General features: G+C 44.6%; 8 protein-coding genes. 1 reads left to right on the plus strand and 7 read right to left on the minus strand.

The features are described from left to right. On the plus strand, window positions 1–224 hold a 224-nt coding region (locus ACTB00_RS14300; protein ID WP_463300599.1), incomplete at its 5' end, for a hypothetical protein. A gap of 154 nt (window positions 225–378) precedes the next feature. On the opposite strand, the gene ACTB00_RS14305 is transcribed toward ACTB00_RS14300, so the two are convergent. From ACTB00_RS14305 to ACTB00_RS14335, 7 genes are all read right to left on the minus strand, one after another. Then, window positions 379–2,712 (minus strand): SLBB domain-containing protein, encoded by a 2,334-nt coding sequence (locus tag ACTB00_RS14305; RefSeq protein ID WP_463300600.1) that lies wholly within the window; start codon window positions 2,710–2,712, stop codon window positions 379–381. Between the two features lie 39 nt (window positions 2,713–2,751). Further along, a complete protein-coding gene (locus ACTB00_RS14310) occupies window positions 2,752–3,585 on the minus strand; it encodes a hypothetical protein (protein WP_463300601.1) in 834 nt (277 codons plus the stop codon). Window positions 3,586–3,666: 81 nt separating this feature from the next. Continuing rightward, window positions 3,667–4,212 (minus strand): hypothetical protein, encoded by a 546-nt coding sequence (locus ACTB00_RS14315; protein ID WP_463300602.1) that lies wholly within the window; start codon window positions 4,210–4,212, stop codon window positions 3,667–3,669. A gap of 460 nt (window positions 4,213–4,672) precedes the next feature. Then, window positions 4,673–7,081: an SLBB domain-containing protein gene (locus ACTB00_RS14320; protein ID WP_463300603.1), complete on the minus strand. Its 2,409-nt coding sequence runs from the start codon at window positions 7,079–7,081 to the stop codon at window positions 4,673–4,675. An 825-nt stretch (window positions 7,082–7,906) separates the two neighbouring features. Next, window positions 7,907–9,097 carry a CynX/NimT family MFS transporter gene (locus ACTB00_RS14325; RefSeq protein ID WP_463300604.1) on the minus strand — a complete coding sequence of 397 codons (1,191 nt, stop codon included), beginning with the start codon at window positions 9,095–9,097 and terminating at the stop codon, window positions 7,907–7,909. A gap of 135 nt (window positions 9,098–9,232) precedes the next feature. Next, window positions 9,233–10,561 carry a BNR repeat-containing protein gene (locus ACTB00_RS14330; protein ID WP_463300605.1) on the minus strand — a complete coding sequence of 443 codons (1,329 nt, stop codon included), beginning with the start codon at window positions 10,559–10,561 and terminating at the stop codon, window positions 9,233–9,235. A 36-nt stretch (window positions 10,562–10,597) separates the two neighbouring features. After that, complete coding sequence (locus ACTB00_RS14335) at window positions 10,598–11,809, minus strand: glycoside hydrolase family 88 protein (protein ID WP_463300606.1); 1,212 nt, start codon at window positions 11,807–11,809, stop codon at window positions 10,598–10,600. Between the last annotated feature and the right edge of the window lie 17 nt (window positions 11,810–11,826).

Genomic DNA, 11,826 nt, shown 5'->3' on the forward strand with positions numbered 1-11,826 from the left:
AACCAAAAGAATCAAGGCTGACCATGCTTTTGAAAGAAAACTACGGGTCAGTCACTGCCCGAAAACCAAACTCCTCCTTTCAGTCGTCAAACAGGGTTTACTTAGCGAGTGCCTTCGCTGTTTCCTTCCCTTGTTTTCTAGTTCAAAACCTTCGTAGGCCTCGTTATTCGCCTGTTGGCGAAGTTGGGGACTTGAATTCCCCGGCAATTAACCCGTCATCCTGAACTTGTTTCAGGATCTTTCAGCGGGTTGTTCTGCCTATCTGGTCATCCGAGAATTTGATTGTCTATTAATCTTGATTCTACTATCTTGGATCTTGTATCTTGATTCCAGCATCTTGGTCTAATATCTTAAATCTGAATATCCGGCTTCTGTTGTTTATCTCAACACCGCTGTGATGGCAATGGCCAGAGAGGAGAGGGCGCTGGTAATTGAAATCCATTTTCCGGTTTGATCCGGGCGATTGTTTTCGGGTTTTCGGGGAACAATGATTTCTGTTCCTGCGTTGACCTTCGGGTAATCTTTAAACAAAAATCCATGCGTGCTGGCTGTTGTTCCATTGGGGTATTTAACGTAAACTTTCCGCTTGCGGGTATCTTCGTCAAAACCACCTGCTTTATCGACATAATACAACACTGATTTGCCGGGTTCAAAAGTCAGCGATAGTGGATTCAGGACATTACCACTCACTTTTACAGTTTGTAAGCGTTTGGGAATGGTGAGTACATCACCGTTCATCAAAAAAAGATCGTTTCGGCTATTCGGGTTGTTGATAATCTCTTGCAGCTCGATGCCAACAACCTCGCTGCCCAGTACCTCGCTGTTGCGCCTAAAGATAGCTCCTTGTGGAAATGCATCGGGTGTAAGTCCTCCCGCTTTATTTAGCAGGTCAGTAATTCTCATGCCCCGGGTGTTTAGGGCATATTCGCCGGCCCGTATCACTTCGCCCTGAATGTGTACCTCCCCGGGTTGCAGGTATCCGGGAGCTGTTGGCACAGAGATGCGGTCGAACGGTTGGATCAAAAACCGACCGGTTGGTGAATCCATGTTCAGCTTACGGTCTAAGGAAAAATAGAAGGTGTAACGCAGGGTGTCACCATACTCTGCTTCTTTTTCGGTACCTAAGCGACGCGACACTTCAATGGCGGTGCTGTCGGCTCCTTCTCTAAATCCATCGGCCAGGTAAATGACATCGCGCAAGGTCATCCCATCCATATAGGGGAAAGATCTTGGGTTGTTGACCTGGCCTGAAACGCGCACGGTCTCCTGCTCTTCCAGTTGGAAGTGTGACTTTATCCGGATCTCATCTTCGGGTTGAAGAAAAATGTCTTGTGTGCCGTTGAGGATATCTTTGAGTTCAAAAGTAATCAGCTTGGTCGAGAGGTCATCATTATAACGAATAAGATGCCCACCTTTTAAATAGGCATCGGGTGTAATGCTGTCGGCCCTGGAGATTAACTCCGAGAGTTTGAAGTTGTTGGTCAGCTCATATTCTCCGGGACGTAAGACCGAACCGCTGATGGTTACCCGGTTGGTATAGGAATCCAGAATTTTTGATGCGATTAACCGGTCACCGTTTTCAAGTTTAATGGATGAAATCTGATCTTCTGTAAAGTCTTTGATTTCCATTCCTTCCTGTGTTTTCCGGTAAAGCTTCATGCGGTGGGTATAGGTTTCATCTGTATAACCTCCGGCATAGGTGATTAACTGAGGCAGCTTTTCATTTTCTTCGAGTTCAAACTGTCCGGTTCTTTTAAAAGCCCCATCCACCTGAACTTGCTTGAGAGCGGTTGGAATAAAGATAATATCCTCATCCTGTAAAATAATATTTTCTGAGAGGTCGCCACCAAGCAGGTACTTGTAGATGTCAATGGTTTTAAAAAGCTGGTTGTTTCGTAACAGTTGGATTTCGCGAAATGAGCCAATATTGTTGGGGCCGCCTGAGAGGTACAAGGCATTGAAAACACTAGCTGTTGCCGGTAGCGTATATGAACCGGGGGTTTGTGCTTCACCAATGATGTTGACTTTGATGGAGCGCATTTTTCCTAAGTCGACCTGAGCAAAGGTGCTGGGCTTTTGGCCTTTCATGTCGGCATAAATGGTCGATAGCTTACCGGTTAATTTTTGTTCTGCATCGGCAAAGGGGAGTCCGGCAATATTAACCGGGCCAATATCGGGAATAATGACCTGCCCGTTTCTATTTACATTTAGTTGATAGGATGCTTGCGAGTTTCCCCAAATGACAATGAGGATTTGATCTCCAATGTTAATGCGATAGTTTTTGGGAGTTGGCAGATTGGGGTTGGGCTCAAAACTAACATTACTTCTCCTAAAAAGGAACGCACCAAACCGGGTATCCCGGGGAGTGTTGATCGCAGCCTTTTGGGTGGTTGTTGTCTCTTCATCTGCCGTGTTTTCCTCCACTCCTTCTTCTTCCACTGCCTGAGAGTCGTCCATCGACGACTGTTGGTTGTCCAGACCGTCCATCCTGTTGAGCATCTCCTGGATTTGTTGCTCACTGGCTCCTTTTTGTCGGGCCACCTCAATAGCGGCTTCGCGCGACAATCCACTCTGATCAAGCGTTTCCTTGGCTTTCTTGACCTGTTCGTTACTCAGCTTCTTCACATTAACATTTTGAGGAATCTCTTGCCCTTTCAATTGAATCGCAAAGCAGATAAGCACTAAAAATAGGAGAGATGACAATGATTTCATGGTGGTGTTTGTTTTTTCAGGAGGTGTATTTTTTATTCTTTAATGTCCGGGTGCCCACGGCATATAATAGTTGCTTTGTTGTACCGGACCCGATAGTGGAATTGTCACTCCTACTTTGAATCGGGTAACTAATGTTTTCGCATGGTTGCGATCACCCTTACTTGTGTAATTATGTACGGCATCCATCACATCCGAATTGATCAGATCCATGTTGAAGGATAAAATGAGATTCCAGTTGTGTTTAAAATTGATTAATGTTCCTGTTCCAGCCGTGTATTGCGCCGAACTGCCGGGCAGTGGGTTATAGCCTTGTCCTTTCATAAAAATGTTGGGTGAAGCTTCCCCGGTAGGAACTTCGTCATAATTTAATTGGGTTTTGAATTGGTTTGCTCCAATACCCATTTCGACAAACGGGTCAATGCGGATGTTGTTTCTGCTCAAGCTGGTAAACTCCCTGAAATAATAACGGATAAAAGCGTAGAGCGATTTGCTTTCGGTTTCGTAGTTTACGGGTGCCTGGTATAAGCTTAAAAACGCAGCATGATTTCCAAATGCCGAAAAATCAGGAAGGTCGCTGGAGCCTTTTAGCTTGCTAAGTGTGAGGTTGACTCCTGTTTCCCAGTGTTTTCCCAATGTGTGAGAAAGCGCGATATCAAACGAAAACGCCGGATCATGATTAAATTCGTTTTCGAGAAAGCTAAGGGATGGCGTAAATTCGGTGACAATTCCATTTATTCCCGGTTGGAAAGAAATGATCCATTGGTTTTGGCCGATTTCTCCGGGTGGATTGCTTTTTGCTATTCCTGAGCAGCAAAGGATTAAACCGGCTAATAGTATTCTTATTTTGATCCTCGTCGGATTGATTCGAAACATATTGAGTATGAAATTGGATTACTTTTTAGATCAGACTTTGTGCTCACTTCAACTAATTCGGCTTCTTTTTCTGATGGATTGTTATTTCTTTGGAATTGATTGATCATTGGTCCATATCAATAGCGTTGGGGTGTTTTTCAGGTAATCATTCATTTCCTCTTTCTGAATGCTAATGTAACGTATTTTTCGGTCTATTATTTTCTCAGCCTTGTTGATATAGTTGTTAATCAAGCTGCTGTCGATCTGATTTCCAACCAGTATGATATCGATTATTTTGGAGTCGATGCCTTGTGCAAAATTACCGGACAGGTATGCAGCATCAACATTTTTTAGCCGTTGTGCAATGTTTTCAATGATGGTATCAATTCCGACCATTTTTAAAATGATGCTATTGATATCGTTGAACAAAGGGTGTTCAGTATTTGCCTGAAAGTACTTTTTATTGCCATCAAAATAGCTTTTTAGCAATCCCGCTTTTTCAAAACGGTTTAGCTCGATTCGGATGGCATTGGATGATTCGCCGAACTCTTGCTCCATGCTTCGCAAGTAACTCTTGTTCGTCTTGTTCAGGAAGAACTTGAGTAGTATTTTAATTCTGGTTTTTGAGGTGATTAAGGCTTCGAGCATGTAGGTGTTTTATGAGGGATGATGAGTGTTGGTTTTTGGTTATCGTGAGTTCGTAACTTCGTTCTTTCTTATTTTCACCCCGATATCCCCTAAAGGGGACTTGTGGGGTCGGCTAAGATCGCTGGGTTGTGAGTGTTGGTTTTTGATTTTCGGCTATCGTGCGTTCGCAAGTTCTTGTCTTTGTGATGTGCTGACTTTTCACAGCTCCGCCTCCTCAGTCCCAATTTGCTGAGTTTGGCTTCGATTGAAAATAGATAACGCCTGTAAGAAAACAGACGTTAATGAGTAGCAAAATTACTCAATATGTTTAAATGTATGTTAGCTTAACGTAAAATTTGATGAACGCCTCATTTTTTTTAATGAATGGGGTGTTTTCACTCATGAACGAACATTTTCGGGTTTTATTTTTCCGGTTTTTAGCCGAATTTGATTTTACCCGGTGAGTGAATTAGATCAATCTTTATCGTAATAAGGCAGCTACGGCTACGGCAAGTGATGAAAACGTACTGGCAATAGCCAGCCATTTTGAGGTGTTGTCTCCTGTTGGTCGTTCGGGTTTTGAGGGAACAACAATCTGGCTGCCGGGCTCCGGTTTGGGGTAACTTCTATTAAACAGTCCTTTGGTGACTTTGGTCGTTCCGTCGCTATAAATAACGAACACCTTTCCTTTTTTGGCGTCGCTGCTAAATCCGCCCGATCGGTTGATGTAGTATTTCAGCGATTTATTGGGTTGGTAGGCCAGACCAATCGGATTGAGCACTTCGCCCGAAATGCTCACTTCCTGCACTTCTTCAGGGACAATGATCTGGTCGCCTTCACGCAAAATATAATCGTACAACGATCCCGGATTTGCCATAATGTCTGCTAAACGGAGTTCCAGTTTTCGGTAGCCGTTGAGTTGTTCCTGTGCTTTTTCAGTCAGGCTATCGTCCAGAGCCGCATGAATAGACTGCTTGATAATCTCTTCTTCCATTTGCCGCCGCTGTAATATCGCTCCTTTGCTAAACGCTTGCGGTGTTAATCCTCCCGAACGCTTAATCAAATCTGAAATTCGTTCTGTTTTGCTGCGGAGGCTATAGGGCCCGGGATAAACAACTTCGCCCTGAATGGTGACGGTTCGTTGTTGGTTGTATGAAGGAGCTTTGCGGACGTAGATGTAATCGTAAGGCTTTATTTCGAAAGCGGCACCATCCTGATCGAGCTCCAGATTTCGGCTAATATCGAACTGGTAGAGCGATGCCAGCTGGTTGGTCACCGTTGCCGCGGTTTCGTGGTCGTGTCGACGTGCCAGCTCGATGAACGATGAGCTGGCCGCTTCGGTAAAGCCTCCTGATAAAAAGATGAGGTCTTTTAAGCTCATTTGCTCCAGGTATTCGTATTCGCCCGGATTTTGCACTTGCCCAAAGATTCGGACAAAGCGGCTTTCGCGCATACTGAAAATATCCTTGATGATCACCTGGTCTTCACGCTTTAGCGCGATGTCATTATCCCCATTGACGATCTCTGAAACGTCAAAGGCGGTGGTTTGGGGGGTGAGGTCGGCTCCCAAACGCAGAAGTACGCCGCGGTTGCTAAATACATTTTCTTTTAAGCCGTCAGCTTTTTTGATTAAGTCAGACAGCTGCATGCCATCGGTAAGGGCATAAGTGCCCGGACGGAAAACAGCCCCTTCGATGCTCACCCTGTTTTCATAACGATCGATAATTTCTCCGGCTTCAATCAGATCTCCATTCTGAAGGATGAAATGATCGAAATTATCACGGGTTACATCCACTACTTTTAGTTCGCGACCCGTTGTGCGGGTAATGGTCAGCCGTTCTTGGTAGGCCTGGTCAGTAAACCCGCCGGCATAGCTAATCAGGTCAGCCAAAGTCTCCTGTTCAGTAAGCTCAAAGTAGCCTTCCCGTTTAAAGGCACCCGATATTTCAACCCGCTTTTCGTAGGTTGGAATTAAAATCATATCCTGATCACGCAGGGAAACATTACTGTTGATTTTGCCCTGAATCAGAAAGTTGTATACATCGATAGTGGCTACTTCTTTATTTTGACGAAGCACTTTAATTTGGCGAAATGACCCGTTCTCGTTCGGTCCACCGGAAAGGTATAGCGCATTAAAAGCACTTGCAGTAGCAGGAAGCGTATAGGTTCCGGGAGCATTAACTTCGCCCACAACGTTGACCTTTATCGAGCGCAGGTTATTGATACTTACGCTGGCAAAGGTATTCGGGTTTTCACCGCCCATTCCACTATAAATGGCTTGTAAACGCTGGCTGATTTTTCTTTCGGCCTGATTGAAGTTTATTCCGCCAACATGCACCGGGCCGAGGTCGGGAATTTGGATGTTTCCGTTGCCATCAACCTGAAGTTGGTAGGTTTGCTGACTTGCTCCCCAGATGTTGATCGTTAGCTGATCGCCACTGCCAACCACATAATTGTCGGGTGCCGGTATGTTTATTGAAGGTTCAAAGGTCAGGTTGTTCGCGTTGAACAAGTTAAAACCATAGATCTTTTTGTTTTTATCTGTCGCCTGGATGTTCGCTTTCGTTGAAATGCTATCGGCGCTGGATGTTGTTTTATCGCCCGCCTGATTGATTGATGGTGCTGTTAGTTCGCTGCCACCCATTTGTAGTTGTTGAATCCGAGACTGTAATTGGTTGATTTGAAGCGAGGAGGCTCCGCGTGCTTTAGCTAACTGTATCGCTTGCTCCATGGTTAAGCCACGGCTGTTTATTTCTTCTACAATTTGCTCTACTTGTTTATCGCTTAATTTATCAACCTGAATATTTGGGCGAACTTGTGCGGTTGATAATAGGTGAATGAGTAGTAGCGTGAGCGCAATGGTTGCTTTACAAGTTTGTTTTAGATGCATTATGTCCCTTTTTCTATATGTGTTAATCGTGTAAAATTGACTTATTTATTGTTCGAGTGAGATTAAGCTACGCAAAGTTGTTGTTTTTATTACAGTGTATGATGTTTTTAAACGATAAAGGTTGCTCTTTCGTGGTGAAAAATAGATATCTGTTTGCCTTTTTGTGGGTTTCTGTTTTTTTTTCAACTGATTTGTCTGTTTTACTTTTCATATCCGCAGATGTTAACTTTTCAAAACTGTGCTTCCTTAAGGCTCAATTGCAGAGTTCGTTTTTTTTATCATCTAGTGAGATTGATACAGCTGCAAGAACCAGTGAACAAAAATACTCAATCAGATTAAGTTAATGTTAGGAGAGTGTAAAGTTTGATGAGTTGCTTGTTTTTCTACATAAACAAGCCTTTCTAGCTCATGAACGGTGTTTTTTGGGTTTTATTTTTTTAGAATTGAATACTGATTAGAAGATGTCATGGGCTGGGATTTATTTTTTTAGTATGAAGCGGCAGTTAATGATTCGGAAATCACTATTCGTGGGGATTGATGTATGTTGATTTTGACTCTGGTTTTGTCATTTATAATAGCTCTGAATAACGATTTGAAATGACAACAAGAATGACACTGTTTTTAGTTGGTTTATGAGCATCGCTAATTGAGCCCTATACAGAGCGGCTGGATGTAATGGTTAAAGCCGGAGAAGAAACAGCTGTTCGGGATACTTTTATGAAGTAGAGAACGAAGGGCCGGGAGAGGTTATGGCAAGCGGAAGTCAGCTTGAATGTGTATTGAAATGCGGAATCGGATGTCAGTTATCGCATGGTTTGTTGCCGGCTAAATTCTGGCTTTTGGCAGGACTGAGCGGATACCAAAGCTCAGCATGAGAAGGTTTGCCAAATGGATAATCAGGATCGGATAAAGCCACAGACCTGTATGGTCGTAGGTAAATCCCAGGAATACTGGTCCTATGGCTGCGAGAGAATATCCTGCGGCTTGTGCCATTCCTGATAATTGCGTGGCTTGCTTTGGGTCTTCTGATTTTAAGCTGATAATCAGGTAGGCCAGGCTGATACTTCCTCCGGTTGACAAACCAATCAATGCAATGGAGCTAATAAGCAGGCTTGTTTGATGAAAGACGATCAATCCGGCAAATCCCAATAGATTAATCAGTCCGATGACAGCGACGGACATCCACATTCGTTTTAATTTTAAGGCGATGATTGGCGAGAGGAAAGTTGCTGGCAGCCCGATGATCTGTACGAATAGCAGCATCCATCCTGCCGTTTGTTCATTCATCCCTTTATTGAGCAGGATGGCGGGAAGCCAAGCCACGACACAGTAGAAAATGAATGACTGAAAGCCAAAAAAGATACTGACTGCCCAAGCTGTACTTGATTTCCAGATCGAACTTACAGGAGGAGTTTCAGGCTTAACAGTTGCGGGCTGGCGATGATGTTTTAGCTGTGGAATCCAGAGCAAAAGACCGATCAGTGCTAAGAGTCCCCATATCACGAGTGCTTTTTCCCATCCCAAACCGGCTCCGTTGGCCAAGGGTACGCTAACTCCAGAAGCCAAGCCGGCCATGCTGCACATCGCAGTGGTGTATACGCTGGTCATTAACCCGATACGTTTCGGAAAATCAGCTTTTATAATGCTTGGGAGTAAGACATTCATAAAAGCAATTCCGGAACCAATGATGAGCGTTCCGAAATAGAAAACCCAAAGGTTCTGAGAATAGCGAACCAAAATTCCGATGAGCAAAGCGAGCAATGAAAAGAATAAGGTTCGCTCGTTTCCCCAGCGTTGACTAATTCTGGCGACAAACGGAGAAAACACGGCGAAGGCGATTAACGGGATGGTTGTAATGAATCCTGCTTTCAGGTTGTTAATTCCCAGGCTTTCCTGAATGGTGGCAATCAACGGTCCAACTGAGGTAATCGCAGGGCGCAGGTTAAAAGCCAGGAAGATAATCCCGGCAATCAGAAGTAAGCGTTGTTGGATCCAGTCGTTTTTTTGTTGATTCATCCCGGCATTGTTATGGGGTGTGCAAAAGAATAGAAAATTTCATTCTCTTACAACGAATGCTTTTCCTTATTGTTGACCGAATTTGTTGTCAAAAAGAAAGATGACCTCTTTGGTGAAGGCCATCCTTTTTTAGTTTTATAATCCGAGTTCCAGTATCCCGACGGGTTGAGGAGACAACGAAATGGTTGTTTCTGCCTGCCCTTGTGCCACGCGCTGAAAATATAGATGAAGCTTGTTTTGTTTTTTTAGCAACTCGCTGTCGTAAGAAGGTTCCCAGCGGTCAACAGGGTGAGGACTGATAAGCTGAGAAGTCCAATCCAATTTATTGCTTAAGGGTGAAGTCGCCAGCACAATATTGTTTTTAACCTCTTCATCCCGGTATACCAGTGCCAGCTGCTTTGAGTTTCCGTTTTGCAGAATCACGAGCTGGGGGCGGCTAATGGGAATACTCCGCGAACCAACTCCTCCTAACTCAAAATCCAGGGTTCGTGATGTTGCGGTTGACGATTTCCATTGTCCTTCATTTAAGTAAATGACATGGAACTGGGTGCATGAATCACCGGCTTCCTTATAATAAGTTGCGATGTAGGGATTGCCATCTTCATCCGCAGTCATCGACGTTTGGTTGATCAGGTTGCTTCCTTGCGGTATTTTTTTGACGACTTCTGCGGTGGCTTTTCGAATCGGAAGATTGTAGGGTTCACCGGTTGATTTTTCCCAACTTTGTCCGCCATCTTTCGAGCAGGCGTAACACATGTCGTGATTGGAGTGCACATCAGGTGTTTCGCGCCACACCCAGGAAGCATGAATGGTTCCATGTTGGTCGACATGCATTTGCCAGTAGGCGTTGCGCTGTCCTTCACCGTCGATTAAGTTGGTTTGAAGGCGCGACCAGGTTTGAGTGTTTAGATCGTAGCGGTTCAATACCAGGTTTCCGTTTCCCGAACCACCATCGCGGTAGGCGAAAAGCAGACCACCATCGGCCATGGCATAAAACTCGGGATAGGAGACAACCTGTTCGTCCTCTCCAACCATTGGCATCATTTCTCCCAGTTCTAACCCTTCTGCTTGCAAACTTCGGCAATAATGCAGTGGGTTGTTGTGGTGATCCCAGCTCATGTGCAGGTAGCCATCACCATCGACCATAATGCTGATGACGTTGTGGGCATCGCGAATATTACCGGTATAGCGTGTTTGCTTAATTGTCCAATTGTTACTGCCATGTTTACGACGAGCCAAAACAACATGAGCAGAGCTATCGTAATAAGCCACAAACTGGTAGTTGTCGGAGGAGACAACTGAGTTTTTCCGAAATACAGTGGCATTGATGCTATTTTCGGCCCACCCATTTCCAATCGTTGAAAGTTGTGTTTTTGGTGTTATTAGAGGATCAGCCTTTGGTGCGCATGATGTAAGCAGTGTTACAACAAGTATCCCGCCATACATTTTTACTAGTCGTTTCATATTGAAATCTATCAAATACCCGATTGATCAGGCTTACTAATTTGCTGCCAACTTTTTTTTCATTCTCATTAACGCTTCAACATAGTAGTAGTCGGCATAAGTTAGCGGAACATCCACCTCCGAGCTGGCGGGCATATGTCCCACGCTGTGTTTTAGTATGAAGTTGCCGTTTTCACCCAATTCGGCCCGGTAAGTCGAAGAGCTTAAACTTTGAAGCTGCGTTTTTGCAACTTCCAGGTATTGATTCGCTTTTTCAGTTGCTACGTACTCACTCAACTCGATCAATGCCGAGCAGATAATTGCTCCGGCTGATGCATCGCGTTTGGCATCAGGGATATTCGGTGCATTAAAGTCCCAATAAGGAATTTTGTCAGCTGGGAGGTTCGGATGAGCTAAGATAAAATCAGCGATTCCCTCGGCTTGTTTCAGATAGGCTTCATTTCCGGTCTCGCGATACATCATGGTGTAACCGTACAAACCCCATCCCTGTCCGCGTGCCCAGGCAGAGTCATCGGAATAGCCCTGCGCGGTATTTTTTCTTTCCACTTCTCCGGTTATCGTGTCATAGGATACCACGTGGTAGCTGCTGTAATCATCACGAAAATGATTTTCCATGGTGGTATTCGCATGCGTTTCGGCTATATGACTGTAAGTGGTGTCGTCAAAGGTTTTCGCTGACCATTCCAGCATTTCAAGGTTCATCATGTTATCGATGATGACCGGAAACTGCCAGTGCTTACTCCAGGGAGCAGGATCCCACGAACGAATACAGCCGACGGTGGGATTGAAGCGGGTAATCAATGAATTTGAGGCGGTGTGGATGACTTCTTTGTAAGCAGAATTTCCGGTTAGTCGATAGGCATTACCAAAGCTACAGAAGATCATGAATCCAACATCATGGTTGTCAGTCGTATATTTTTGATCTTCTACACGCAGCGTGTAGTTGGTGGCCCAGCTTTTCAACGAGTCAGAAGGATTGTTTTCGTACAAATACCAAAGTACGCCCGGGAAAAATCCACTCACCCACCAGTCGGAGCTACAAGTGACCAGCTTGCCTTCGTCGTCGATCGTTTGTGGCAAACGATCCGGCTGATCTTTCAGTGATTCGGCCATTTGTAAACTTTGTTGGGTGGCAAAGTCGAGCGACTCATTAATGACTTGGTCCAATGCTTTTTCTTTAGGTTCAGGAGCTGTACAGCCAAACAGGGTTGCCAGGGCTAGTATTCCGATCGATAGTTGTTTTAGCATGATTTGTTTATGTTTAT

This window comes from Sunxiuqinia sp. (genome assembly GCF_055140945.1).

Excerpts from the sequence above, each read along its gene's own strand:
- ACTB00_RS14305 (WP_463300600.1), bottom strand. The coding sequence starts at position 2,712 with ATGAAATCATTGTCATCTCTCCTATTTTTAGTGCTTATCTGCTTTGCG.
- ACTB00_RS14325 (WP_463300604.1), bottom strand. The coding sequence starts at position 9,097 with ATGAATCAACAAAAAAACGACTGGATCCAACAACGCTTACTTCTGATT.
- ACTB00_RS14315 (WP_463300602.1), bottom strand. The coding sequence starts at position 4,212 with ATGCTCGAAGCCTTAATCACCTCAAAAACCAGAATTAAAATACTACTC.
- ACTB00_RS14330 (WP_463300605.1), bottom strand. The coding sequence starts at position 10,561 with ATGAAACGACTAGTAAAAATGTATGGCGGGATACTTGTTGTAACACTG.
- ACTB00_RS14320 (WP_463300603.1), bottom strand. The coding sequence starts at position 7,081 with ATGCATCTAAAACAAACTTGTAAAGCAACCATTGCGCTCACGCTACTA.
- ACTB00_RS14335 (WP_463300606.1), bottom strand. The coding sequence starts at position 11,809 with ATGCTAAAACAACTATCGATCGGAATACTAGCCCTGGCAACCCTGTTT.
- ACTB00_RS14310 (WP_463300601.1), bottom strand. The coding sequence starts at position 3,585 with ATGTTTCGAATCAATCCGACGAGGATCAAAATAAGAATACTATTAGCC.